This window comes from Streptomyces coeruleorubidus, assembly GCF_008705135.1.
Lineage (GTDB): Bacteria > Actinomycetota > Actinomycetes > Streptomycetales > Streptomycetaceae > Streptomyces > Streptomyces coeruleofuscus.
Window position 1 is genome coordinate 401,861 of the sequence record NZ_CP023694.1, and the last position, 25,868, is coordinate 427,728.

A 25,868-nucleotide genomic window follows, 5' to 3' on the forward strand; every position below is an offset into this window, starting at 1 on the left:
GCGCGCCGCAACGGCCTCCGGGCGGGTCGCAGCCCATTTTCCTGCGGCGAGTCGAACCGGTTCGACCTCTTCAGCGCCCGATTCAGTGCCCGAGCAGTCAGTCCGAGCAGTATGGAAACCACGGAGACCTCAGTGCGACGAAGTAGAACGACTGTGGCCACAGCCGCGGTGACGGCCGCCCTCGCCACCCTCCTGGTCGGCCCTTCCGCGGGAACCGCCGGGGCCGAGGAGCGGGAACGGCTCGTCATCGACCTCGCCACCGACACCGGCGCCTTCCACGGCGGCGCGAGCGGCTCGCTGTACGGCGTGTACGGCGACGGCGTGCCGAGCCGCAACCTCATCGAGGGCATGCACCTGCGCACGGTGTCGACGAAGGCGCAGGACGGTCCGCAGCACCCGGGAGCGGACGCGCTGGAGATGCTGCCGCCCTTCGTGGACTCGGGCGGCAAGGACGTCTACATCTACATGACCGACATCTACCGCGGCTTCCCGTACCAGTGGCCGGGCGCGGACGGCCCGGCGCGGCTCGCCGATTTCAAGCAGAAGATCAAGAAGCAGGTCCAGCAGGTCCTGACCATGGGGGAGTACAAGGACAACGTCGTCTACGTGCCCTTCAACGAGCCCGAAGGGAACATGTTCGGGACCGGCGAGTGGAGCTACGACAAGGTCTCCTGGCTGAAGGACCCCCAGCACTACTTCGCGGCCTGGAAGGAGGTCTACCACCTCATCAAGGGCCTCGACCCGGACGCCCGCATCGCCGGCCCCAACACCAGCGTCCTCTACAGCCAGGTCAAGGACTTCCTCCAGTACGCCAAGGCCAACGACGTGGTGCCGGACGTGATGACCTGGCACGAGCTGTCGTCGCCCGCCGCGGTCCGCACGAACGTGGCGAAGTACCGGCAGATGGAGAAGGACGTCGGGGTCGGCCCGCTGCCGATCAACGTGAACGAGTACGGGCACAACTACCACCTGTCCGTGCCCGGCCAGGTCGTCCAGTGGGTCTCCGCCATCGAGGAGTCCAAGATCGACGCCGACCTGGCGTACTGGAACATCGACGGCAACCTCAACGACTCGGCCGTGGAGGCCAACAAGGGCAACGGCCAGTGGTGGCTGTTCAACGCCTACGGGCAGATGTCGGGTCACACGGTCGAGGTGACCGCCCCGCGCCCCAACCAGCAGTACACGCTCCAGGGCGTGGCCACCCTCGACGAGGACAAGAAGCAGTCCCGCGCCCTCTTCGGCGGCAAGAGCGGCGACGCCGACATCGTCTTCGACCACGTCGATCCGAAGCTGTTCGGGAAGACCGTACGCGCCACCGTCCAGGAGATCCCCTGGACCGGACAGGTCGGCGACTCGGCACAGCCGTTGCGGCTCGCGGACCGGGAACTGACGGTCGGGCCGGACGGCTCGGTCACACTGCCGATGACCGGCATGAACGAGATGTCCGCCTACCAGGTCATCCTCTCCCCCGGCGGCAACGGCGGTGAGCCGGCCGCGCCTTCGGTGAGCTGGCGCCAGACCTACGAGGCGGAGAACGCCACCTACACCGGCAAGGGCTACTCCAGGAACGGCCCCGAGGGCACGCCCTCCGACGTCGGCAAGTTCGCCACGTCGGGCGCCTACAACGTGGGCGGTCTGCGCACCGGCTCCGACGGGGTCCTCGCCTTCGACGTCGAGGTCCCGCAGGACGGCACGTACGACCTGAGCGTCTTCGCCAACTCCTACAACCTGTACGACCTGGTGAAGGAGCAGGGCCCGACCAACGTCTTCCTGCGCGTCGACGGCAAGGACCCGCAGGAGCTGCGGCTGCCGCTGGGCTACAAGTGGGTGGTGTGGGGCCACACCGACACGACGGTGAAGCTGACGGCGGGCAAGCACCGGATCACCCTGGCCGCGCAGGACCCCGACCTCGGGGTCACCAAGGGTGACGCCATCATCGACAAGATCGACCTGTCCCTGCGCGACGAGAAGGTGACCGCTCCGGCGATCTACGAGGCCGAGTACGCCACCCTCGCCGGTACCGAGCCGCGTTACACGCACCGCGGCGCCTCGGGGCCGGGCGCGGTTCCACTGCCGAAGGGTGCCTCCGCGACCTTCTGGGTCCACTCCCCCACCGACGGTGAATCGACCGTGTCGGTCGACCACTTGGGCGGCGGCCACGCGAGCCTGGCACTCAACGGCGAGAAGCTCGACCTGCCGAAGACCGGCGGGGCCAAGAAGGGCACGGACACGGTCCGGCTGTTCCTGTCCGGCGGCATCAACAAGATCACCGTGACCGGTACGGCACGCGAACTCGTCCTCGACCGGCTGCGGGTCGCCCCGTCGAAGGGCACCCTGGTGCCCACCGTCCAGCAGGCGGAGAACGGCACCCTCACCGGGGCGGCGAAGGTCACCGACGCCTACACCTTCGCCACGAACGGCAAGGCCGTCACGGGCATCGGCGACGGAAAGGCCAACGCCCTCACCGTCGACGTGGTGGCCACCAGGGCCGGGCGGCACGCGCTGACCATCCGCTACTCCAACGCCGAACAGGCACCGGCCACCCACTACAACCCCGACCCGATCGCCCGCCACGCCGACCTCTCCCTCAACGGCGGACCGGCGCGCCGGGTGCTGTTCCCGACCACCTTCCACTTCAACAACTTCTGGGACCTGACCGTCCCGGTCACCCTCGAGAAGGGCACGAACCGGCTCACCTTCACGGCGGAGGAACTGCCGGACTTCGACGGCGACACGTACAACCAGTACGACCAGCGGTCCCCGTACGCACCGGTGATCGACCGGATCGCCGTCACGCCGATGGCGGCGAAGTAGCCCCTGGTGAACGCGAGGCGCCGATCCGAATACCCGGTCGGCGCCTCGCCCCGCGCGTCGGTGCCCGCGCCGCGTCACCACAGTCGGGCGGCGCGTGGCTCAAGGGTCAGTCCAGCGTGACACCCGTGTGCCTCTCCAGGGCTTGGACGAGCTGAGCCTGGAACTGTTCGTCCCGCGAGGCGGGGTGGGGTGTCCGGGTCTGCCGGTGGTGCCAGTAGCCGCCGGTGCTCGGGGTCACGTCCGGGTGGGTGGCGAGCCACGCCTGTGTCTCGTGGCCTGCGGTCAGGTCGTCCGGTGCGCCGCGACCGCCCATACGGGTCGGGACCCACCCGGGGTCGACCGCGTGGCTGGAGGTTCCCTCCCAGCGGGAGGCGAAGGCGAGCGCGAGAGTGGTGACCCACAGCTTCGTGTCGTCGTAGGAGGCGGATCCCGTGGCCAGCCGTCGCAGGTCGGTGGAGCCCGTTCGGTGCATGGAGCTGCTGAGGTACACGAGCCTGGCCGGCTTGTCCATCAGGGCCGTCAGCACGTAGGGCGCGACCGTGTTGACGGTGACGTCTTCCGGGCGGTTCATGACGCCGGCGTTGTGGATGACGGCGTCGAAGCGGCCGAACCCGGCGGCCTGCCGGGCGACATCGCGGATTTCGGCCGGCTCGGCCAGGTCCCCGGTGATGACGCCTTGCCACCGGGCGGTGTCGTCCGCGCCGGTGAGCCGGGCCGGGTTGCGGACGTGGACGACCACGTCGTGCCCCTCGCCGGCCAGCGCCTCCGCCGTGTTGCGCCCGAGCCCGCCGGCCGCTCCGGTCACCAGAACCAATGCCATGTCAGTCCCCTCTCCTGTCGTCGTCCCCACCATGGTCGAGGCCCCCACCGGGTCGTCCGCCCGGCTCTGGGGAAACAGGGCGGACGACCAGGCGCGGGAGCGCGTCAGAGGGTGAGGAGGACCTTGGTGGCACGCCGCTCGTCCATCGCCTTGTAGCCCTCCGCGGCCTCCTCCAGCGGCAGGGTGAGGTCGAAGACCTTGCCGGGGTCGATCTTCCGGTCCCAGATGAGCTGGATCAGGTCGGGCAGGAACCGGCGTACCGGGGCGGGCCCGCCCTCGGTGTGGATGCCGGCGAAGAACAGGTCGATGCCCTGGATCGAGACGTCGTAGTTGACGCCGACGAAGCCCAGATGGCCGCCGGGGCGCGTCGAGTTGATGGCCTGCATCGTCGACTCCTGGGTGCCGACGGCCTCGACCACCGAGTGCGCGCCGAGCCCGCCCGTGAGCTCCTTGATCCTCGCCACGCCCGCGTCACCGCGCTCCTCGACGATGTCGGTCGCGCCGTAGAACCGGGCCAGCTCCTGCCGCTCGGGGTGGCGGGACATCGCGATGATGCGCTCCGCGCCGAGCTGCTTGGCGGCGAGGACGGCCATCAGGCCGACCGCGCCGTCGCCGACGACCGCGACCGTCTTGCCCGGGCCGGCCTCCGCGGCGACGGCCCCGTACCAGCCGGTGCCGAGCACGTCGGAGGCGGCGAGCAGCGACGGGATCAGGTCCTCGTCCGGCTGCCCCGGCGTGGCGACGAGAGTGCCGTCCGCGTGGGGGATGCGGGCCTTCTCGGCCTGGGTGCCGACCGTCTGAGCCACGAACTCCCGGTGCACACAGCCGGACTGGTAGCCCGCACGGCAGATCTCGCAGGTGTTGTCGGAGATGACGAACGACCCGACGACGAAGTCGCCCACCTTGACGTTGCGCACGTCGTCGCCGACTTCCTCGACCACACCCACGTACTCGTGGCCCATGTCCGTGTGGTCGGCGGGCTCGACCCCGCGGTAGGGCCACAGGTCCGATCCGCATATACAGGTCGCGGTCAGCCGGACGATCGCGTCGGTGGGCTCGATGAGCTTGGGGTCCGCGCGCTCCTCCACCCGGACGTCACCTGCTGTGTACATGACCACTCCACGCATGACTGCGTCTCCTTGCCTTCTGTGTGCCGGCGCCCGTGGCGCCGAGTCCTGCCGGGCGGGTCGCCTCACCGCCCGAGGCACTTCTGCTCAGACCGCGCCACCGATGGCGGCGGGGCGGAAAGCACCACGACGTCCAGGGAACCAGCCCAGGGTGCGGGGAGCGAGTTACTGATGAGGGGTGTACCCGCAGTACACCCCACGGCGCCGCACGCGGCCGTACGGTCGTCTTGTGGACAACCGTGACGAAGTCCGCGAGTTCCTCACCTCGCGGCGAGCCAAGATCACCCCCGCGCAGGCCGGGCTGCCGGCCGGCACCCGGCGCCGCGTCCCCGGACTGCGCCGCAGCGAGGTCGCGGCCCTGGCCGACGTCAGCGTCGAGTACTACGCCAAACTCGAACGCGGCAACCTCGCCGGCGTCTCACCCGCCGTGCTCGAAGCCGTCGCCCGCGCCCTCCAGCTCGACGACGCGGAACGCGCCCACCTGCTCCATCTGGCCCAAGCCGCCGAGGGCTCCGACGCCCTCGCCCGCCCCCGGCCCCGCTCCAGCAGGCAGCGCAGCCTGCACACGAGCCTGCAATGGACCCTGGACGCCATCACCACCGGGGCCGCGTTCGTCGTCAACGGCCGTCTGGATCTGCTCGCCACCAACCAGCTCGCCCGCGCCTTCTTCGGCGACATCTACAGCGGCCACCACACCCAGCCGCCGAACCTCGCCCGCTACCAGTTCCTCGATCCAGGCGCCCACCGCTTCTACTCCAACTGGGAACTCGCCGCCGACATGACCGTCGACGTCCTGCGCACGGAGGCCGGCCGCAATCCCCACGACAAGGAGCTGCACGACCTCGTCGGCGAACTGTCCACCCGCAGCGACGCGTTCCGCACCCGCTGGGGCGCCCACAACGTCACCCGCCACGGCACCGGCACGAAGCAGTTCCACCACCCCGTCGTCGGCGATCTCACCCTCACCTGGGAAGCCCTGGCCATCACGGCCGAACCAGGCCTCACCCTCACCATCTACACCGCCGAACCCGGTTCGCCCTCCGCGGAGAACCTGAACCTGCTCGCCACCTGGGCCGCCACTCAGGAAGCGGGCTCCACCAGGCGGTAGACGGACCGGCCGGTGCGTCAGTTCCTCTTGCCGGGCGCCGGCGCGGTGGGGCCTCCCGGGCCGGCGCGGAGCATCGCCCGGTAGAGGGCGTCGTGCTCGGGCGGATCGGGCAGGGGTCCGCGGGCCGGGGCCTTGAGCGAGTGGATCATCAGGGCGACGACGCGCCGCCAGGCGTCGGGGGCGGCGTCGCCGGTGGCATTGACGACACCGGCGTTGGCCATGTGGATCAGGACCAGGTCCGAGGGGTCCAAGTCCTCACGCAGCCGGCCTGCCGCCTTGGCGCGGTCGATCAGCCGCACCATGGCCTCGTACGCCTCGTCGCGGCGCTGCTCCAGGGCCTTGGCGGTGGGGAAGGTCATGGTCAGGACGTCGGCGAAGCCGCTGTCGGCGGCCTGCATCGCGCACGCGGTCTCGATGTAGCCGACGAAACCGTGCCAGGGATCGGGGTCGTCCAGAGCGGCCGCGACCGCGTCGGCGTAGGCGTCCATGCGGTCGGAGAAGACGGCGTCGACCAGCTCCTCCTTCGTCGGGAAGCGGCGGAACATCGTGGCGATCCCCACCCCCGCCTCACGGGCCACGGACGCCAGGGAGGCGCTCAGCCCGTCGCGCGCGAACACCCTGCGCGCGGCGGCGATGATCCGCTCCCGGTTCCGCTCGGCGTCCTTGCGCAGCGGCTGGGCGGCGGGGCCGTCGGAATGCTGGGCACCAGGACTCATACCGGCCACTCCAGCAATCGGATCAGCCTATCCAGTTACCCTGTCACGTCGTGGTCAGAACCTCCGGCAGAGGTGCCTGACCGGTGAGGTTCTCCGGGCGCAGGATCGTGTCCAGTTGCTCGGCGGTGAGCAGACCCGCTTCCGTGGCCAGGTCCTTGATGCCGCGGCCCGTGGCGAGGGCCCGGCGGGCCAGCGCGGTGGAGGCGGCGTAGCCGATGTGCGGGGCGAGTGCGGTCACCAGGCCGATGGAGCGGTGGACCGTGTCATGGAGGTGTTCGCGGTTGGCGGTGATGCCGGGGACGCAGCGGGTGGCGAGGGTGTCGCAGGCCGCGCGCAGATGGGCCAGGGAGCGCAACAGGCTGTAGGCGATGACCGGTTCGAAGGCGTTGAGCTGGAGCTGCCCGGCTTCGGCGGCCATGGTGACCGTCAGGTCGTTGCCGATGACCTCGAAGGCGACCTGGTTGACGACTTCGGGGATCACCGGGTTGACCTTGCCAGGCATGATCGACGAGCCCGCCTGCACCGGCGGCAGGTTGATCTCGCCGAGCCCGGCGATGGGCCCGGAGGACATCAGACGCAGGTCGTTGCACGTCTTGGAGAGTTTCACCGCGACGCGCTTGAGGACACCGGAGAGCTGCACGAATGCGCCGCAGTCCTGGGTGGCTTCGATGAAGTCGCCCGCCGGCCGGACGGGTTCGCCGCTGATGCCGGCGAGATAGGAGCAGGCGAGTCCGGCGTAGCGGGGGTGGCCGTTGATGCCGGTGCCGATCGCGGTGCCGCCGAGGTTGGACTCCAGCAGCAGGGCGGCGGCCTCGGTGAGGCGTTGCCGGTCCTCCTCGATCATGACGGCGTAGGTGGTGAACTCCTGACCGAGGGTCATGGGGACGGCGTCCTGGAGCTGGGTGCGGCCCATCTTCAAGACGTCACCGAACTCCGTCGCCTTGGTGGCGAAGGCCGTGGCCAGCGCCCGCAGGGAGTCGCCGAGCCGGCGCAGTGAGGCGACCAGGGCCAGGCGGACGGCGGTGGGGTAGACGTCGTTGGTGCTCTGGCCGAGGTTGACGTGGTCGAGCGGGTGGATCGCGTCGTAGCAGCCGCGGGGGTGGCCGAGGATCTCCAGGGCCCGGTTGGCGATGACCTCGTTGGCGTTCATGTTCGTCGACGTGCCGGCCCCGCCCTGGACGGGGTCGACGACGAACTGGTCGTGCAGCTGTCCGGCGGCGACCTCCTCGCAGGCCCTGATGATCGCCCGGGCGACGTCCGGGGGCAGCAGGCCCAGGTCGCGGTTGGCCTGCGCGGCCGCCTGCTTGACCGCTGCCAGCGCGGTGATCAGTTCGGGGAACCGGGCGATGGTCGACCCGGTGATCGCGAAGTTCTCCACCGCCCGCACCGTGTGCACGCCGTAGTAGGCGTCGGCCGGGACCTCCTTGTCCCCCACCAGGTCGTGTTCCACGCGTGTGCCCTGCGCCATCTGCGCCTCCTCGTCGGGCGCCGACTCAGGTCGGCGCCGCCGGTGCGGCCCCTTGACAGGCCACCGCTTCGGAGCCCAGTCTTACCGCCCAATACGCAGAGCGCAATATATTGGAGCGGTAGGAGGCTTCCATGAGCACATCGCAACCCACTCCCACCAGCACAGACGGCCCCAAAACCCGGCCCGCGGGACTGCTGCGGCGGTGCCTGAAGATGCCGATCGGGGTCCAGTCGATCATCGCCGTCGGGCTCGGAGCCCTGATCGGAACTCTCGCCCCGTCGGCCGGCGAGCAGATGAAGATCCTCGGGGAGGTGTTCCTGAACCTGGTGCAGGTCGTGGTCCTGCCGCTGGTCTTCCCGCTCATCGTGCTGGGCATCGCCCGCATGGAGTCGGTCAAGAAGGTCGGCCGGATCGCCGGCAAGGCCATCCTCTACTTCGAGATCGTCACCACCGTCATCCTGCTGATCGCGGTCGGACTGGCCAAGTTCACGGGAATCGGCAAGGGCGCCCCCGTCCAGGAGGCCGACGCCAAGGACCTGGACGGCATGAGCCAGGGCATCGACTTCCACGAACTGGTCCTGCACGCCGTACCGAAGAACATCTTCGCCGCGTTCAGCGAGGGCAACCTGCTCGGCGCGATCGTCTTCGCCCTCCTCGTCGGCGTCGCCATGGCCGCGATCGGGGAGAAGTCCGAGCCCTTCGCCTCCGTCCTGGAGTCCGTCGCCTCGGTGATGTTCAAGGTCGTCGGCTACGTCATCCGCGTCGCCCCGCTGGGCGTGCTCGGCTTCATCTCCTACGACGTCGCCCACTACGGCTTCGGCAACCTCCGCAGCCTGCTGGGGTTCATCGCCGTGGTCTACACGGGCCTGGCCATCGTCGTCGGCGTGCTCTTCCCGCTCATCGCCGCGATCTACCGCATCCGCTACGTCGAGTTGATGAAGTCGATCGCCGGGCTGGCCGGGATCGCCTTCGTCACCCGCAGCTCCGAATCGGTACTGGCACCGCTGATGGGCAAGTTGGAGGCGTTCGGTCTCAGCCGGTCGACGACCTCGTTCGTCGTCCCTCTCGGCTACTCCTTCAACACCGACGGCTCCGTCCTCTACCAGGCCGCCGCGCTGGTCTTCCTCGCCAACGCCTACGGCGCCGACACGTCTCTGCCCGCCCTGCTCCTCATGGTCGGCGTGCTGGTGATCCTCTCCAAGGGCATGGCCGGTGTCGCCTCCGCCTCCATCGTCGTCCTCATCGCCGCCGGCAACTCCGTCGGACTTCCCGCCGAGGGCATCGCCCTGCTCCTGGGCGTGGACTTCATCGTCGACATGGCCCGCACCGGCGTGAACGTCATCGGCAACTCGCTCGCCGCCGCCGTGGTCGACAGCTCCGAGAAGCGGCGTGAGGCGAAACGCGGCGGGCGTGAAACCCCCGGCATCCCGGCCGAGGCCGACGCCCCGGCCCTCCGGAAGGAACCCGCGCAGTGACCACCTCCACCTCGGAGATCATCGGCATCCTGGGCGGGATGGGGCCGGCGGCCACCGCCGACTTCTACGCCAAGCTGGTGTCGATGACTCCGGGCAGCAGCGACCAGGACCACCTCCGCACGGTCATCTGGTCCGACCCCACCATCCCCGACCGCACCGACGCCCTGCTGGGCGACGGCCCCGATCCCACGCCCTGGCTCCTCGACGGCAGCCGCGTCCTGCGCGAGGCCGGCGCCACGGTCATCGCCATTCCGTGCAACACCGCGCACGCCTTCGTCCCGCGCATCGCCGAGCACGTCGGCCTGCCCATCGTCCACATGATCGGCGAGGTGGCCCAGCACCTCAGCACCGTGAGCCCCCGCATCCACACCGCCGGACTGCTCGCCACCACCGGCACCCTTCGCGCGGGCCTGTACCAGGACTGGCTGGGCCGCTTCGGGATCCGCCTCGTGCTGCCCGACGCCGGCAGCCAGGACCGGGAGGTGATGGCCGGCATCCGTGCGGTGAAGGCCGGTGACCGGGACGGCGCGACCACGCTCCTGGAACGCGCCGCGCGGCACCTGACCGAACAGGGCGCCCAGGCGGTGATCGCGGGCTGCACCGAGATTCCCCTGGGCCTGCCCGCCGACACCGTGGACGTCCCCCTCGTCGACCCGGCGCTCGTGCTGGCCCAGGCCCTCGTGCGCCGGGCCGGACGCGGGAGCACAGCCGGAGAGGCGGCCTAGATCGATGTACTGTACGCAGTATGTCACTCGACAGCCCGGTCTCCCGCCGTCTCCTCAGCGACGAGGTCTTCCACCGCCTGCGCGACTCCATCGTGCGTGGGGAACTCGCTCCCGGGGAGAAGGTCAAGGACAGTGAGCTCGCCGAGCGCCTCGGGCTCAGCCGCACCCCGGTGCGCGAGGCGCTCGCCCGGCTCGCGGACAGCGGCCTGGTCGAGGCGAAGCCCGGCGTCTACACGCGCATCACCACCCTCAACCGCCGCGACGTCGAGAAGACCCTCGCCGTGCTGCGCTCCCTCGACCAGCTCGCCGTCGAGACGGCCGTGCCGGTCATGACCGAGCAGGACCTTCAGGCCATGCGGCAGGCCAACCGGGACTTCGAACGGGCCGTCGCCGCCAACGACACCGACGCGGCCCTCGCCGCCGACGACCGCTTCCACGCCGTCCCCATCGCGGCAGCGGACAATCCCGTCCTGAGCCGGATCGTCGAGCAGCTCCACCCCCAGATCCACCGCATCCTGTACCGGAAGTTCTCCACCCTCCTCGGCGGCCGGAACACCATCGAGCACCACGGCCGGCTCGTCGACGTCTGCGCCGGAGGCGACGCCCGCGCCGCGGCCGAGCTCTCCGGACAGCACTGGTCCGAACTCGGCGGCCACATCAACCGGCTCTTCGACACCAACCAGTTCACGGATGCCGGGGCAGGCTCCGCGTAGGGGCGGATGCCGTGTTCAGCCCCTGGCCCGCCAGGAGCAGGCCGCCGTTCCCCTGACCGGTACGGGGACGCTGAGCACCGCGCCGGAGGTCGCGTCCGGGTTCTGCACGCCGTACCGGGCCGTGGTGACCAGGAGGCGCCTCTCGCCGGGGTGCAGGCAGACCGACGTGGGGTGCGGGGCGGGCACGGCCAGGGTGTGGAGCAGCCGGCCGTCGGGGTGGTAGCGGCGGACCGCACCGGCGCCCCACATCGCGACCCACAGGCAGCCCTCCTCGTCGACGGTCATCCCGTCGGGGCTTCCTTCGTCCTCGCGCAGGCGGGCGAAGGTCTCCGGGCCTCCGATGAGCTCGCCGCAGACGGGATCGACCCGGCAGCGGAGGATCGTGCCGACGGCCGTGTCGGCGAGATACAGGGTCGTGCCGTCGGCGGTGAAGGCCGGGCCGTTGGCGATGGTCAGGCCGTCGAGGACGCGTACGACCGTGCCGTCGGGGTCCGTCCGGTAGAGCGAGCCGGCGCCGTGGGTGCCGTCGTAGGCCATGCTGCCGGCCCAGAAACGGCCGGCGGGGTCCGCGACGCCGTCGTTCATCCGGCTGGGGAGCGGGGTGCGGTCCTCGGGGCGGTCGAGCCATTCCGGTGTGCCGTCGGGCGAGAGCAGCGCGATGCCGGTGCCCGCGGCGGCGATCCAGGTGTCCGGCCGGTCGCCCACCGGCGCGACAGCCCCCAACGGCACGTCCAGCCCGGCGAGTTGGACCGGCCTGGTGGTATCACGCAGTTCGAAGAGCCGGCCGCTGAGGATGTCGACGTACACGTACCTTCCGTCGACCCAGCGGCCGCCCTCGGCGAGTTCGTACCCGCCCTCCACGACGACCGTCGCGGGCACTGCCGTTGATGTCATGTTCAGTCTCCTGGCTCAGCGGATGGTCGTGCCGTCCGGCTGGTCGAACAGGCCGAGTTCGTCCCGGGTCGGGAGGCCCTCCCAGTCGCCGCGGGTGGCGACGGCGAAGGCGGCGGTGGTGACGGCTCGGTGCAGACGGGCGGGGATGTCCGCGCCGTCGAGGAGTCCGGACAGGTATCCGGCGACGAACGCGTCGCCCGCGCCGACCAGATCCACCGCGTCGACCTGTCGGGCGGCGCAGTCGCTCGCCCCGTCGGCGGTGAAGCTCGTCGCGCCGCGTGCGCCCCTCTTGACGACCACCTCGCGCACGCCTGCGGACACGATGCCGTCCACGGCCTCCGGCTCGTCCGCCGCCGGCCGTTCCAGCACCAGCGGCAGTTCGTCCTCGGAGGCGATGAGCAGGTCGACATGGGCCAGCATCGGCCGCAGGGCCGTGCGCGCCTGGTCGGCGGACCACAGCCGGGACCGGTAGTTGACGTCGAGGCATACCGTGATGCCGGACTCGTGAGCCGTCGCGGCGGCGGTCAGGGCGGCCTCGGCCGCCGACGGACCGAGCGCCGGGGTGATGCCGGTGAGATGCAGGACGCGGGTTCCGGGGGACAGCGCGGGCAGTACGTCGGCCGGTGAGACGGCCGAACCGGCGGATCCCGCGCGGTAGTAGCTGACGCGGGTCAGCGTGCCCAGGCGGGGTTCGGTCAGGAGCAGGCCCGTGGGGCGGCCGGTGCCGTCGGTTACCGCGTGGCCGGTGTCGATGTCCTCGGCGCGGAGCGTTCGCAGTACCAACGCGCCGAGTTCGTCGGCCCCGACGCGGCCGGCCCAGCGCACCCGGTGTCCGAGCCGGGCCAGGCCGATGGCGACGTTGGACTCGGCTCCCGCCACGGACAGGCCGAGACTGCAGCCCAACCGCAGTGCGCCCCGGGCGCGGAGCGCCGCCATCGTCTCGCCGAAGGTCACCACGTCGGGCGGGGCCTGGCGGTCCGGTGCCGTCACGGCGTCTCCCCCACGGCCACCCTGCGGAACGCTGCCGCGCGGGCGCGGAGTTGCTCGAGGTCGCCGCCGTTGGCCGCGTCCCCGACGAGCGGTGAGCCGACGCCGACGGCGATGGCGCCCCGGTCCAGATAGTCGCGGGCGGCCTGCGCGTCCACTCCCCCGACGGGCACGAACGGCACCTCGGGGAACGGGTCGCGCAGGGCGCCCAGATAGCCGGGGCCGCCGAGGGAACCGGGGAAGAGTTTGATCGCTGCGGCGCCCCGGGCGAGGGCGAGTTCGATCTCGGTGGGCGTCAGGGCGCCCATCAGCACGGGTGTGCCGTAGGGCTCCAGTCCGTCGACCAGTGCCGGGGTGACGAGGTACGAGGCACCGGCGTCCACGGCTCGCTCGGCGTCCGCGGCGGAGCGGACGGTTCCGGCGCCGAGGAACGCGTCGGGGCCCAGTTCGGTGCGGGCCTGCCGGATGACGGTCAGGGCGTCGGCGGTGGTCAGTGAGACCTCGACGGCCGTGATGCCCTCCTCGGCGAGGGTGCGTACGGTGCGCAGTGCGGCGGCGGGATCCTTGCCGCGCACGATCGCCAGCAGGCGGTGGGCTCGGAGCGATTCCACCAGGTTCATGGGAAGCGGGCTCTCCTTGGGCGTGGGCTGGTGCGGGGGCCGGGCGCTGCTCACCATTCGGTGAACGCCCCGTCGGCTCCTCGCCATACGGGGTTGCGCCAGCGGTGTCCGGTCTCGGCGGCGCGGCGTACGGCCTTCTCGTCGATGTCGACACCGAGGCCGGGACGGGACCCGCGGACGGCGTACCCGCCGTCGAAGCGGAAGGGTTCGGGATCCATCACGTACTCCAGCAGGTCGCACTGCTGGTTGTAGTGGATGCCCATGCTCTGTTCCTGGATGAGGAAGTTCGGCACGGAGAAGGCGATCTGGAGGCTGGCGGCCAGCGCGATCGGGCCGAGCGGGCAGTGGGGTGCCATGGTGACGTCGTACGTCTCGGCCATGGCCGCGATGCGGCGGACCTCGGAGATGCCGCCCGCGTGCGACAGGTCGGGCTGGGCGACGGCGATGCCGCTGGTCATGACCTCGCGGAAGTCCCAGCGGGAGTAGAGGCGTTCGCCGGTGGCGAGCGGGATGCTCGTGGACTCCACCAGGCTGCGCAGGTTGCCCGAGTGTTCCGGCAGAACGGGTTCTTCGACGAACAGCGGGTGCAGTGGTTCCAGCAGGGGCAGCAGGCGGCGTGCCATGGCGGTGGAGACGCGGCCGTGGAAGTCGACGGCGATGTCCCGCTCGTCGCCGAGCACGTCGCGGACGGCCGCGACGCGTTCGACGACCTCGGCGGTGCGGGCCGGGGTGTCGATCGGGGCGAGCTCGGCCGAGGCGTTCATCTTCACGGCGGTGAAGCCCGCCTTCACCTGCTCCCGGGCCAGCTCCGCCACGTCGCTCGGGCGGTCGCCGCCGATCCAGGCGTACATCCGGACGCGGTCCCGTACCGGGCCGCCGAGGAGGCGGTGCACCGGGACGCCGTAGGTCTTGCCGGCGATGTCCCACAGGGCCTGGTCGATACCGGCGACGGCACTGGAGAGGATGGGGCCGCCGCGGTAGAAGCCGCCCTTGGTGAGCACCTGCCAGTGGTCCTCGATGCGCAGCGGGTCCCGGCCGACGAGGTGGTCGGCCAGTTCGTGGACCGCGGTGCGCACGGTCTCGGCACGGCCCTCGATCACGGGTTCGCCCCAGCCGGTGATGCCCTCGTCGGTGGCGACGCGCAGGAACAGCCAGCGCGGAGCCACCAGGAACGTCTCAAGTCCGGTTATCTTCAAGGAGCTTCCTTCGGCTGCGTGTCGTGTGCTTCGTCCTGGCCGTCCCGCGCCCGGACGGCCGCCAGGTCGTCGGAGGCCTGGGCCAGCAGGGACTCGACGGCGGCCACGGCGGCGTCCGGGTCGCCCGCTTCGACCGCGTCCAGCAGTTCCTGGTGCACGGGGATGGAGTCGGAGTGGTGCTGGGCGCCGTGCACGATCCGGTCGCGGACGCGCAGACCGGCCTCGATGACGACCTCCATGCGGCTGAGCAGTTCGTTGTGGGCGGCGTCCAGCAGGGCGCGGTGGAAGGCCAGGTCCGCCTCGACCATGGCCTCCGCGTCCGCGCCCGCCGCCGCCATGGCGTCGAGCGCCTGCCGCATCGCCTCCAGGTCGGACGGGGTGCGGCGGGCCGCGGCGAGCCGGGCTCCGGCGGGCTCGACTATCGCGCGGACCTCGGCGAGGTCCTCCAGGAAGGCGTCGGTCGGAGCACTGCTGCCCTGCCAGCGCAGCAGGTCGCTGTCGAGCAGGTTCCAGTCGGCCCGGGGCCGGATGGTCGTACCGCGCTTCTGCTTCGACTCGAGCAGGCCCTTGGACGCCAGCACGCGCATCGCCTCGCGGACGACGGTCTTGCTGACGCCGAGTTCTGCCTCGAACTTGACCGGGTCCACCACGGACCCCGGGGGGTAGTCGCCGCGGATGATGCGCCGGCCCAGCTCCTCCACGGCCTGGCCGTGCAGCCCCTTACCGGGATGGGTCACCACGTTCTCCGTTTCCGCTCCGGTCCCGTTCGCTGCCGGCGCGCACGCCGCGTGCCGCTCACGAGGACTCCTTCATGACGCTCCATCCTCCATCGACCACGAGGCTCGCTCCGGTCACGAACGAGGCGTCCTCCGATGCCAGGAAGGCGACGGCGGCGGCGACCTCCTCCGGCTGTCCGAACCGCTTGGCCGCCGTGGCCGCCACACTGCGCGCCCGGTCGGCCTCCGGGATCCCGTCCCACGCGGCGGTGAGGACGGGGCCGGGCAGCACCGTGTTGACCCGGATGTCCGGCCCGTACTCGACGGCCAGCTGCCGCCCCAGCGAGCACAGCGCGCCCTTCGCCGCGGCGTAGGCGGCATGGCCGGGCAGGCCGATGACCGCGTGCACCGAGGAGGTGAGGACCACGGAGCCCCGCGCCTCGCGCAGCATGGCCGCGAAGGTCTTCATCGCCCGCCAGGCCGGCTTGAGCAGCACGGCCATCTGGCCGTCCCACTCGGCCTCGCCCATTTCGTGGGCGGGCTTGTTGAGCTGGGCGAAGGCGTTGCTGTGCAGCACGTCCAGCCGGCCGTGCCGTTCCTCGACATGGCGGGCCAGATTCTCCCAGTCGGCGGCCGAGGTCACGTCGCAGCGCACGTACTCCGCGCGCCCTCCCCCGGCCTCGATGTCCGCCGCGACCGTCTTGCCGGCCGCGTCGTCCACGTCCGTGACCACGACCGTCGCGCCCTCGTCCGCGAGTCTGCGGGCCGTGGCCGCGCCGATCCCGTGCGCGGCGCCGGTGATCACCGCCACGCGCCCCGCCATCCTGCGGCATTCCGTCATCCCGCGTCTCTCCCCTCCGCTGCCTGCACTCAAGCTGCCGCACCCATCCTAGCTCTTTCAATTAATAATGAATATATCTTGACGGGGTGGCGATGTCGCTCCGAGACTGACGGCCATGCGACAGGCAGACTCAGTAGCGATCGACGCCCGGCGGCGCCTGCGCCCGGCCGGGATCGCCTTCGGCGGCGACTACAACCCCGAGCAGTGGCCCGAGGCGGTGTGGGCCGAGGACGTGACGCTGATGAAGGAGGCGGGCGTCTCCCTGGTGACGGCCGGCATCTTCTCCTGGGCGAAGGTGGAGCCGAGGCCCGGCGAGTACGACTTCGGCTGGTTCGACCGGGTCATGGACAACCTCGCCGGGGCGGGTGTGGCCGTGTGCCTGGCCACCATGACGGCGTCACCGCCCCCGTGGCTGTCCCGGCTGCACCCCGAGATCCTCCCCGAGACCGCCGACGGCCGGCGCATGTGGCCCGGCGGGCGCCAGCACTACTGCCCCTCCAGCCCCGTCTACCGCGAGCACGCCGTGCGCCTGGTCGAACGGCTGGCCACCCGGTACGCCGACCACCCCGCGCTGGAGATGTGGCACATCGGCAACGAGTACGGCTGCCACACCCCGATGTGCTGGTGCGACGAGTCGGCCGCCGACTTCCGGCGCTGGCTGGCCGAGCGCTACGGCGACGTCGAGGCGCTCAACGACGCCTGGTCGACGGCCTTCTGGGCCCAGCGCTACGACAGTTTCGACGAGGTGCTTCCACCGCGGCTCGCGCCGACCTTCCCGAACCCCGCCCAGCAGCTCGACTTCGCCCGGTTCTCCGACGACGCGCTGCTCCAGTGCTATCTGGCGGAGAAGGAGGTCCTGCGGCGGATCACCCCGGACGTGCCGGTCACGACGAACTTCATCGGCGTGCACAAGCCCGTCGACGCCTTCCGCTGGGCCGCCGAGGAGGACGTCGTGTCGGTCGACGTCTACCAGGACCCGCACGACGAGAACACACATGTCTCGGCGGGGTTCATCTTCGACGTCACCCGCTCCGCCCGCGCCGGACAGCCGTGGATGCTGATGGAGCAGGCCCCGAGCGCGGTCAACTGGCGTGACCGCAACGGGCCCAAGCCGCCCGGGCGGATGCGGCTGTGGAGCTGGCAGGCGGTCGCCCAGGGCGCGGACGCGGTGCTGTACTTCCAGTGGCGGCAGTCCCGGGGCGGCGCCGAGAAGTACCACTCGGCGATGCTCCCGCACGGCGGCACCGACACCCGCACCTTCCGCGAAGTGAGCGAGCTGGGACGTGAGTTGGCCGCTGTGCCGCGGATCGCCGGCACCCGGTCCACCGCCGATGCCGCCCTGGTCCTGGACTGGAACAGCTGGTGGGCGCTGGAGCTGGACTCCCACCCGTCGACCGCCCTGAACCAGATGGAGATCGCGCTCGCCCACTACCGGCCGCTCTTCGACGCCGGCATCGCCTGCGACGTCGTACCCCCCGACCGCGACCTGTCCGGCTACCGCCTCGTCGTCGTACCCAGCCTGTACCTGCTGAAGGAGCAGGACTCCGAGCGCCTCACCGAGTTCGTGCGCGGCGGCGGACATCTGCTGGTGTCGTTCTTCTCCGGCATCGTCGACGACTGCGACCGGGTGCACCTGGGCGGATACCCGGCGCCCCTGCGCGAGGTACTGGGCCTGCGCGTCGAGGAGTTCTGGCCGCTCGCGGAGAACGAGACAGTGGACGTCCGGCGCGCGGACGGCACGGCCGGCCGCGCCGACCTGTGGTCGGAGGTCGTCGTACCCGAAGGCGCCCAGGCGGTGGCGGACTTCGGTTCCGGGCCGCTGGCCGGGCGGCCGGCCGTCACCCGGCACTCCTTCGGCGAGGGAGACGCGTGGTACGTCGCGACGCGTCTCGCACCGGGGGCCATGCGAGCACTGACGGAGGACGTGTGCCGTGCGGCGTCCGTCCGGCCGGTGCTGCCCGGGCTTCCCGAGCACGTCCAGGCGACCGTGCGCGAGGGCGACGGCGGACGGTTCGTCTTCCTGCTGAACCACGGTCGGGAGGAAGCCGAGATCCAGTTGCCCGAGCCAATGACCGATGCCTTGACCCAGGGGGCGGCTCCCGCGGACCGGCTCACGCTGCCCGCGGCCGGAGTGGCCGTACTGGTCGAGCCCTAGACGAACCGAGCTCCAGAAAAAGGGACGTACATGAACAGCTCACCACCCTCGCGGAGGTCTGTGCTCCGGTGGGGTGCCGGGGCGGCCGGGTCACTGGCCGCACTCCCGGCCCTCACCGCGTGCGGCCAGACGGTCGGAGCCGCCCGCGCCACCAGACAGGCACCCACGCGGCGCGGCCAGAAGGTCAAGCTCGTCTTCTGGACCTGGGTGCCGATGCAGAAGACCGTCGACCTGTGGAACCGGACGCACCCGGACATCCAAGTCGAGATGCAGACCATCCCGCAGAACGTGACGGGCGGCTACCAGAAGATGCACGCCTCGCTGACGGCCGGGAATCCTCCCGACCTGGCCCAGGTCGAGTACCACGAGCTTCCCAGCTTCATGCTGGTCAACGGCCTGACGAACCTGAGCGAGTACGGTGCCGACGAACTGCGCGACAGCTATGTGCCGTGGCAGTGGCAGCAGGGCGTCTTCGACGGCGAGGTCTACACCGTCCCTCAGGCCTCCGGCCCCATGGGCCTCTTCTACCGCCGGGACCTCTTCGCGAAGTGGGGCATCGCAACGCCCACCACCTGGGCCGAGTTCGAGGCGGCCGCCCGCGTGGTCAAGGCCCGCGGCAACGGGGCCAGGCTGTGCGCGTTCGCACCCAACCAGCCCAGCTGGTTCGCCGCGATGTGCTGGCAGCGCGGCGCACGGTGGGTGCGCACGGAGGGCGACACCTGGGTCGTCGACATGGACGACGATCTCTCCCGCGAGGTCGCGGAGTACTGGGAGAGGATGGTCCGCGACGACCTCGTCTTCGTCGAACCCGACATGTCCAACGCCTGGTACAAGCATGTCCAGACCGGCCAGATCTCCGCCTGGATCGGTCCGCAGTGGGGCGACGCCCTGCTGCGCGGCAACGCGCCGGGCACCGCGGGAGAGTGGCGGGTCGCCCTGCTGCCCCAGTGGGAGGAAGGACAGAAGGCCTCCGCCAACTGGGGCGGATCGTCCACCGCGATCCTTCAGGGCACCCGGCACCCGCGCGAGGCCCTGCGGTTCGCGCACTGGATCAACACCGACCGCCGGGCCGTCGACCTGAACGTCTCCGTCGGCTACGGCTGGCCCGCGGCCGCCGGCATCTTCCGCGGATCGGCGCTCGACAAGCCCGACCCGTTCTTCGGCGGGCAGCGCTACAACGACGTGTTCACGGCGTCCGACCGGGCGATCGACACCTCCTGGAAGTGGTCGCCCACCACGGACGCCGACTTCGCCCAGCTCCAGGACGCCTTCGGCGCGGCCATCGACGGAGAAGGCAGCCTCACCGGTGCGCTGGCCGACGCCCAGAAAAGCACCGTGGACAACCTGAAGGCGAAGGGCCTGACGGCAAGGAGCGCGCGATGAGTACCACGATCAGCCGGACGAAGAAGTCCCCGCCGGGCAGCCGGCGTTCGGCTCGCCCCGACCGGGCGGCCTGGGGGTTCCTGCTCCCCTTCGTCGCTCTCTTCCTGTTCACCTTCGTCCTTCCGCTCGGCTACGCGGTCTACCAGAGCCTGCTCACACCGCAGCGCTCCGGCGCTCTGGGCCTGGGCCCGGCCACCCTCGGCTTCGCCGGACTGGACAACTACGCCCTCGCCCTTCAGCAGTCGGCCTTCCTGGAGAGCTTCGCGCGGGTACTGCTCTTCGGCCTGGTGCAGATCCCGGTGATGCTGCTGCTGGCCACCGCGCTGGCCCTGGCACTCGACACGCTCTCCCACCGCTGGGCGGGCATCCTGCGTGCCGCCTACTTCCTGCCGTACGGCGTCCCCGGCGTCATCGCCTCGATCCTGTGGGGCTTCCTGTACGTGCCGGGCGTCAGCCCGATCACCGACCTGCTCGGCAGGATCGGGCTCGCGCCCGACTTCCTCGGCTACGACACCGCGCTGTGGTCCATCGCCAACATCGTGATCTGGGAGTTCGCCGGCTACAACATGCTGGTGATCGTCGCCCAGCTCAAGGCGATCCCCCAGGAGCTCTACGAGGCCGCCCGCATCGACGGGGCCGGTGCGTGGCAGACGGCGATGCGGATCAAGCTGCCGCTCGCCCGGCCGGCCCTGGTGCTCACCGGCGTGTTCTCCATCATCGGAACACTCCAGTTGTTCGCCGAACCGCTGGTCATCAAGCCACTGACCCCGGCGGTCACCAACTCGTACACACCGAACCTGAGCGCGTACAACGAGGCGTTCGCCAACAACAACATCTACCTCGCCGCGGCCGAGTCGGTGATCCTCGCCCTGGTGGCGAGCGTGCTGTCCTTCGGCTTCCTCAGCCTGGTGAACCGCAGGGAAGGAAGGGATGCACGGTGAGCGTGTCCGCACCCCACACCGAGGAACCGACAACCGCCTCCGCTCACGTTCCACAGGGGGCCGGGCGAGGCCCTGACAGCGGTCCGCGCCGTCGCGTGAAGCCCTCGCGGATCCTGCTGGTCGCCCTGCTGACCGTCGCGGCGCTCTATTTCCTGCTGCCCGTCTACTGGCTGGTGGTGGCCTCCACCAAGAGCAGCGCCGACCTCTTCGGCACCTTCGGACTGTGGTTCTCCGACCCGCGGTGGCTGGACAACACGTCGAAGGTCTTCTCCTACGGCGACGGCATCTTCTGGAGCTGGACCTTCAACAGCGTCCTGTACGCGGGGGTGGGCGGTGCGCTGGCCACCCTGCTCGCGGGCGCCGCCGGCTACGCCCTCGCCGTGTACCGCTTCCGTGGCCGGGAGGCGGTCTTCAAGGTCGTGCTCGCCGGTGTGCTGCTCCCGAGTACCGCGCTCGCGCTGCCGCTGTACCTGCTGTTCAGCAAGGTGGGCCTGGCCAACACCTACTGGGCGGTGCTGATTCCGAGCATCGTCAGCCCGTTCGGGGTGTATCTGTGCCGGATCTACGCGGAGGCCGCGGTACCGGCCGAGATGCTGGAGGCGGCCCGCGTGGACGGCGCGGGCGAGTGGCGGATCTTCGGCACCCTGGTGCTGCGCACCATGACACCCGCGCTGGTGACCGTCTTCCTCTTCCAGTTCGTCGGCATCTGGAACAACTACTTCCTGCCGCTGGTGATGCTCTCGGACGAACGCAAGTACCCGATCACCCTGGGCCTGACGACCTGGCAGGCGGCGGCCAACCGCATTCCCGAGCTCAACCAGCTCACGGTGGGCGGCGCGTTCCTCTCGATCCTCCCGCTGGCCGCCGCGATGCTCGTCCTCCAGCGCTACTGGCGGTCCGGCCTGACCCAGGGCAGCGTCAAGGGCTGAGGGGAGGGGCTGCCGCCCCTCCCCCGGTGACCGGCCCGGCGTCGTCGGCGCCGGCCCCGCCATGACTCCCCGCACCTAACTGGTCCACATGTTCCAGTTAGGTAGGGTGAGGGCATGACTTCTTCCGCAGCTCCCGGAGACACCCCGGACCAGCAGCCCGGCACGGGACTGCGGGCCGACGCCGAGCGCAACCGCTGCCGCATCCTGGCCGCCGCCCGCCGCCTCTACGCCCGCGAGGGCCTCGGCGTGTCCATGGCCTCCATCGCACGCGAGGCCGGCGTCGGCAAAGCCACTCTCTCCCGCCGGTTCGCCACCAAGGAGGAGCTGGTCGCCGCCGTCTTCGCCGAGCGCATGGACGCCTACGCCACCGCCGTCAGCGTCGCCCTGGACGACCCCGACCCCTGGCACGGCTTAATCGGCTACGTGCACGCCATCTGCGGCATGCAGGCCGCCGACCGCGGCTTCGCCGACGTCCTGACCATGACCTTTCCGGCCGCCAAGGCTCTGGAGGCCCGCCGCGCCGAGGCGTACGACCGGCTGCTCGAACTCATCGTCCGCGCCAAGGACACCGGGCACCTGCGTGACGACTTCACCCACCAGGACGTCGTCATCCTGCTCATCGCCAACGCCGGCGTCGTCACCGCCACCGGCGACGCCGCCCCCGACACCTGGCGCCGCCTCGTCGGCCACATGCTCCGCTCCTACGCCGCCCCCGGCGCGCCGATCCCCCCGCTGCCCGACGCGCCGGCGTCCACCGCCCTCTACCGCGCCATGGTCCGCCTCACACGAACCGGCCAGGACCTCTCCTGAAGGTCACCCGGCCCCCGGACCGGCCGCCTTCCGGAACGCCTCGTAGACGAGCTTGGGCCGCTCCTCGCCGCAGGTGAGCAGGCCCATGACGGAGATTCCGTTGTAGGCCTGGTTGTACCCGGCCCGCTGCTTGTAGTCCTTGAGGACCCAGTAGGTGAATCCGGCGACGAACTCGCTGCGATCGACGACCTGCGCCCAGTGGGCGGTGAAGCGGGCCGCCTGCCACTCCTCCGTGCCCTCCGTGGTGTCGGGACCGTGGTTGCCCGCGAGGGACCAGGTGCCGTTCTCGGTGATGAGGATCGGCTTGCCGGGATACTTCGCGTGCACCGCGTCCAGCGTGGGGCCGAGGTCGGAGTCCTCGCCGTAGAAGTAGCCGAAGTACTCGTTGAACCCGATCACGTCGGCAAGGTCGAACGCGGGGTCGTTACTGGTGCTGGAGGCCCAGGTCACGGGGCGGGCGGTGAGGTCGACCGCCTTCACGGCCGCCTTGAGATCGGCGAGCCAGGCCCGGTAGACCGGAGCACCGCCGGCGTCGATCTCCGACTCGTTCTGGAGCCCCCAGAGGATCACCGACGGGTGGTTGTGCTGGTTCCACGCCATGGTCAGGGCCTGCGCCCGGGCCAGACCGTAGCGCTCGGTCTGGAGCTCCTCCTGGGCGGTGTTGAGCCACATGGTGTCGATGTCGTCCATCACCAGCACGCCGTGCTCGTCCGCCCAGTCGTAGACGTACGGGTGGCGGTTGTAGACGCAGTTGCGGATGAAGTTGCCGCCCAGTGCCGTGATGTGGCCCAGTTCGCGGTCGTACTCGGCGGGCGTCATCGCCCTGCCGCGCGCGGCCGTCTCCTCGTGCCAGTTGAGGCCCTTGAGGAAGAGGGGCTTGTCGTTCAACCGCAACCGTGCGTCGCCGACGGTCAGTTCGCGCACACCGTAGACGGTGGACAGCGTGTCCACTCGCGGGCCAGAGGGCTTCCCGGCGGTCAGGGTGGCGCGGGCGGTGAGCGTGTGCGGTGAGGCCGGGCTCCATCGCGGGGCGCGGGGCACGGGAACCGAGACGCGCACGACGCCGGCGGATCGGGCCGCGATCCGGGCCTCGACCACGGTGGGCCGGGCGCCGCTGTCCCGGCCGGGATCCAGTGTGAGCCGGCCGTCGAAGTCGGAGGCACCGTGGTTCTCGATGACCGCTCGTGCCTCGAGGCGCCCGTTCGCGCCGGCCACGAGCAGTTTGGCGATGGTGACCCGCGGGACCGCCTCGATCCAGACCGACCGGGTCAGGCCCGCGTAGGGCCAGTAGTCGACGGGCTTGTACGGGATCTCGTGGTCGTCGGTGACCGGCTGCGGAGCCGGGGCCGTGTAGTCGGTGTAGCTCGCCCGGCGGAAGACCCGCACGGCGATCGTCTGGCGCGTGCCCGGCCGGAGCGCGCCCGCCACCGGAAGCGCGAAGGGCGAGTTGGCCCCTTCGTGCTTGCCGAGGTGCACGCCGTCGAGCCAGACCTCGGCGCTGTAGCCGGCGGCCAGGAAGGCGATGCGCACATGCCGGGCCCGCCAGGATCCGGGGACGTCGACGACGGTCCGGTACCAGGCGTAGCCGTCGGCGAACGCCGTGCCCTTGCCGAAGGGGGTGGTCTCCGAGCCGAATCCGGGCGTGTCCAGCAGGTCCCAGGCCGACGGCACGTCGATGAGGTCCCACGCCCGGTCGTCGAGGTCCGGGGACTGCCAGCCCTCGCCGAGGCCGTGCCGGCCGGGGTCGAAGCGGAAACGCCACTTCCTGTCCAGGGACAGGTACTCACGGGTGGGCTCCCGGGTGCGCCAGCCGTCGAAGGCGGGGAGCACGGCGCCGTACTGGAAGACGACATGGGTGCCACCGACCTCGCGCACATGGGTGCCGGAGGGTTCGGTGGCCGGGTGGGTGTCGAGCACCGGGCCGTCCGCGGCTGAGGCCGGGCCGTCCGCCGCTCTTGCCTTCTCCGGCCAGGCCGGAAGGGCTACGAAGCCGGCCGCGCCGAGTGCCGTGACGACGGTGCGCCGGGACAAGGGGAGGGATTCGGTCATGGCAGAAGCCTGGGGAGCCGCCCGAACCCTGTCAAGGATTATTCATAAATAATGAATTGAGCTAGCGTGGCCTCATGACCTCACTGCAACAGGCCGCCGTGAGCGGGACCACGGGCCGACTCGCCATCACCCTGTGGGACTTCAGCTGGTACACCCAGGCGGGACCCGGCGAGCCCTTCGCCGACCTCGACCGCGCCTTCGCCGAGGCCGTGGAGCGGGGCTTCAACACCGTGCGCGTCTGCGCCATGCCCTTCCTGCTGTTCTCCGGACGTGTCGAAGCCCCGGAGTCGCTGCAAGTCCAGGGACTGGGTGGCGAGTTCGGACAGCGCACCCGCTGGTACAACGTGCGCGGCGGTTATCCGCTGGACGGCCGCCGACGGCTCGTCGAGCTGTTCGAGGCGGCCGCCCGGCACGACTGCCGGGTGATCGTCTCCTCATGGGAGTACCAGCAGTCCCCCAGCTTCGCCGACACCGACGCCTGGCACAGCGCCCTGGCCGCGGTCCCCGGACCCGACCGGGCCGAGGCCGTGGCCGAAGCCCTCGCCGGGCTGCTGGACTTCCTCACGGAGCGCGGGCTGGCCGACCGCGTCGCCTACGTCGAAGTGCACAACGAGGTCGACAACTGCTCCCTGGTACCGGACAACGGCGCCACCCACTACGCCAGGTTGCGCGGCCCCCTGGACCGTGCCGTGAAGCTGCTGCGGTCGCGCCACCCCGCCGTCCCCGTCACCTACTCGCTCGGCGAACCCTGGCCGGACGAACTCGACGACCTGCCGGATCAGGCGCAGATCGCGCACTTTCACTTCTACGTCTACGGCGTGCTCGGAGCGCTCTACGAGGCGGTGGGACTCGGCCACGGCACCGAGCCGGCACCCCGGACGGCCACCTGGCCCACTCCCGAACTGGCCGGCATGCTGCGCCCCGACGCGCCCGCCTTCGCCGACCACCAGCCGGACGAGCCCTGGCGACTCGCGGCCACCGGAATCCCGCGCGAACTCTTCTACGCGCACGACTGGGTCGACCCCGACCGCTGGGACCTGTGGCTCTACGAGAACTACGCCGAGCACCGGCAGGCCATGCGGGAGACACTGACCCGGTGGGTCGACTCCGTCGCCGGCTTCGCCCGTCGCCGCGGCATCCCCGCCGTCCTCGGCGAAGGCGTGGTGGGCTACACCCCGCTCCTGACGCGCTTCGAGGAGGACGCCGTCGGCAAGGACATCGCGGAGTTCGTCGTCGACCGCTGCCTCGCGGCGGGTTTCCACGGTGTCGTCCTGACATCCAACGCGGCCCCGCACCACCCCATGTGGCACACGGACGGGGACTGGATGCGGCGGGTGAACGCCCGGATCACCGGCGGCTGACCGGCGACCGGGGCAGAGCT

22 protein-coding genes are annotated in these 25,868 nt (G+C 70.9%); 11 read left to right on the top strand and 11 right to left on the bottom strand.

Annotated features, from left to right (window positions below):
• Positions 1-111 precede the first annotated feature (111 nt).
• A complete protein-coding gene (locus CP976_RS01930) occupies positions 112-2,814 on the top strand; it encodes a carbohydrate-binding protein (protein ID WP_229875889.1) in 2,703 nt (900 codons plus the stop codon).
• A gap of 106 nt (positions 2,815-2,920) precedes the next feature.
• On the opposite strand, the gene CP976_RS01935 is transcribed toward CP976_RS01930, so the two are convergent.
• Together CP976_RS01935 and CP976_RS01940 are read right to left on the bottom strand one after the other, a co-directional pair.
• Positions 2,921-3,634 (bottom strand): SDR family NAD(P)-dependent oxidoreductase, encoded by a 714-nt coding sequence (locus CP976_RS01935; RefSeq protein ID WP_150478708.1) that lies wholly within the window; start codon positions 3,632-3,634, stop codon positions 2,921-2,923.
• 104 nt (positions 3,635-3,738) lie between these two features.
• Positions 3,739-4,746: a zinc-dependent alcohol dehydrogenase family protein gene (locus CP976_RS01940; RefSeq protein WP_150478709.1), complete on the bottom strand. Its 1,008-nt coding sequence runs from the start codon at positions 4,744-4,746 to the stop codon at positions 3,739-3,741.
• Positions 4,747-4,990: 244 nt separating this feature from the next.
• Between CP976_RS01940 and CP976_RS01945 the strand changes: the two genes are divergently transcribed.
• Positions 4,991-5,869: a helix-turn-helix transcriptional regulator gene (locus CP976_RS01945; protein WP_150478710.1), complete on the top strand. Its 879-nt coding sequence runs from the start codon at positions 4,991-4,993 to the stop codon at positions 5,867-5,869.
• Between the two features lie 17 nt (positions 5,870-5,886).
• On the opposite strand, the gene CP976_RS01950 is transcribed toward CP976_RS01945, so the two are convergent.
• Both CP976_RS01950 and aspA read right to left on the bottom strand, forming a co-directional pair.
• On the bottom strand, positions 5,887-6,585 hold the full coding sequence (locus tag CP976_RS01950; RefSeq protein WP_150478711.1) for a TetR/AcrR family transcriptional regulator: 699 nt from the start codon (positions 6,583-6,585) through the stop codon (positions 5,887-5,889).
• A gap of 43 nt (positions 6,586-6,628) precedes the next feature.
• Positions 6,629-8,053 (bottom strand): aspartate ammonia-lyase, encoded by a 1,425-nt coding sequence (aspA, locus tag CP976_RS01955; protein WP_150478712.1) that lies wholly within the window; start codon positions 8,051-8,053, stop codon positions 6,629-6,631.
• Positions 8,054-8,184: 131 nt separating this feature from the next.
• Here aspA and CP976_RS01960 point away from each other — a divergent pair, with 131 nt between their 5' ends.
• From CP976_RS01960 to CP976_RS01970, 3 genes are read left to right on the top strand one after another with little or no spacing between them, the layout of a single operon-like run.
• Positions 8,185-9,528: a dicarboxylate/amino acid:cation symporter gene (locus tag CP976_RS01960; protein WP_229875885.1), complete on the top strand. Its 1,344-nt coding sequence runs from the start codon at positions 8,185-8,187 to the stop codon at positions 9,526-9,528.
• The gene (cuyB, locus tag CP976_RS01965; RefSeq protein ID WP_150478713.1) at positions 9,525-10,253 is read left to right on the top strand and encodes a cysteate racemase; all 729 of its coding nucleotides are present in this window, start codon (positions 9,525-9,527) and stop codon (positions 10,251-10,253) included. Before CP976_RS01960 ends, cuyB begins: the two co-directional genes overlap by 4 nt.
• A gap of 20 nt (positions 10,254-10,273) precedes the next feature.
• Positions 10,274-10,966 carry a GntR family transcriptional regulator gene (locus CP976_RS01970; protein ID WP_086847423.1) on the top strand — a complete coding sequence of 231 codons (693 nt, stop codon included), beginning with the start codon at positions 10,274-10,276 and terminating at the stop codon, positions 10,964-10,966.
• 15 nt (positions 10,967-10,981) lie between these two features.
• Here the strand turns inward: CP976_RS01970 and CP976_RS01975 are convergent, their stop codons facing one another.
• From CP976_RS01975 to CP976_RS02000, 6 genes are read right to left on the bottom strand one after another with little or no spacing between them, the layout of a single operon-like run.
• Entirely contained in the window at positions 10,982-11,860 is an 879-nt protein-coding gene (locus CP976_RS01975; protein WP_150478714.1) for an SMP-30/gluconolactonase/LRE family protein, read from the bottom strand.
• Between the two features lie 15 nt (positions 11,861-11,875).
• Positions 11,876-12,796 (bottom strand): sugar kinase, encoded by a 921-nt coding sequence (locus tag CP976_RS01980; RefSeq protein ID WP_373304887.1) that lies wholly within the window; start codon positions 12,794-12,796, stop codon positions 11,876-11,878.
• Between the two features lie 50 nt (positions 12,797-12,846).
• On the bottom strand, positions 12,847-13,467 hold the full coding sequence (locus CP976_RS01985; RefSeq protein ID WP_150478716.1) for a bifunctional 4-hydroxy-2-oxoglutarate aldolase/2-dehydro-3-deoxy-phosphogluconate aldolase: 621 nt from the start codon (positions 13,465-13,467) through the stop codon (positions 12,847-12,849).
• Positions 13,468-13,517: 50 nt separating this feature from the next.
• Entirely contained in the window at positions 13,518-14,663 is a 1,146-nt protein-coding gene (dgoD, locus tag CP976_RS01990) for a galactonate dehydratase (RefSeq protein ID WP_150478717.1), read from the bottom strand.
• Positions 14,660-15,403 (bottom strand): FadR/GntR family transcriptional regulator, encoded by a 744-nt coding sequence (locus CP976_RS01995; protein WP_150478718.1) that lies wholly within the window; start codon positions 15,401-15,403, stop codon positions 14,660-14,662. The genes dgoD and CP976_RS01995 overlap by 4 nt, the downstream gene beginning before the upstream one ends.
• A gap of 55 nt (positions 15,404-15,458) precedes the next feature.
• The gene (locus CP976_RS02000; protein WP_167537255.1) at positions 15,459-16,220 is read right to left on the bottom strand and encodes an SDR family NAD(P)-dependent oxidoreductase; all 762 of its coding nucleotides are present in this window, start codon (positions 16,218-16,220) and stop codon (positions 15,459-15,461) included.
• Positions 16,221-16,335: 115 nt separating this feature from the next.
• Between CP976_RS02000 and CP976_RS02005 the strand changes: the two genes are divergently transcribed.
• The 5 genes from CP976_RS02005 (at position 16,336) to CP976_RS02025 (ending at position 22,438) form a co-directional block, all read left to right on the top strand.
• Positions 16,336-18,375, top strand: coding sequence for a beta-galactosidase (locus tag CP976_RS02005; protein WP_150478719.1), 2,040 nt, complete (start codon positions 16,336-16,338; stop codon positions 18,373-18,375).
• 30 nt (positions 18,376-18,405) lie between these two features.
• Positions 18,406-19,758, top strand: coding sequence for an ABC transporter substrate-binding protein (locus tag CP976_RS02010; protein ID WP_150478720.1), 1,353 nt, complete (start codon positions 18,406-18,408; stop codon positions 19,756-19,758).
• Entirely contained in the window at positions 19,755-20,699 is a 945-nt protein-coding gene (locus tag CP976_RS02015; protein WP_150478721.1) for a carbohydrate ABC transporter permease, read from the top strand. Before CP976_RS02010 ends, CP976_RS02015 begins: the two co-directional genes overlap by 4 nt.
• 95 nt (positions 20,700-20,794) lie before the next feature.
• Complete coding sequence (locus CP976_RS02020; RefSeq protein ID WP_229875882.1) at positions 20,795-21,628, top strand: carbohydrate ABC transporter permease; 834 nt, start codon at positions 20,795-20,797, stop codon at positions 21,626-21,628.
• A gap of 114 nt (positions 21,629-21,742) precedes the next feature.
• Entirely contained in the window at positions 21,743-22,438 is a 696-nt protein-coding gene (locus CP976_RS02025; RefSeq protein WP_150478722.1) for a TetR/AcrR family transcriptional regulator, read from the top strand.
• 3 nt (positions 22,439-22,441) lie between these two features.
• Here the strand turns inward: CP976_RS02025 and CP976_RS02030 are convergent, their stop codons facing one another.
• Positions 22,442-24,487: a glycoside hydrolase family 2 protein gene (locus tag CP976_RS02030; protein WP_150478723.1), complete on the bottom strand. Its 2,046-nt coding sequence runs from the start codon at positions 24,485-24,487 to the stop codon at positions 22,442-22,444.
• Between the two features lie 74 nt (positions 24,488-24,561).
• Between CP976_RS02030 and CP976_RS02035 the strand changes: the two genes are divergently transcribed.
• Positions 24,562-25,848 carry a cellulase-like family protein gene (locus CP976_RS02035; RefSeq protein ID WP_150478724.1) on the top strand — a complete coding sequence of 429 codons (1,287 nt, stop codon included), beginning with the start codon at positions 24,562-24,564 and terminating at the stop codon, positions 25,846-25,848.
• Positions 25,849-25,868 lie beyond the last annotated feature (20 nt).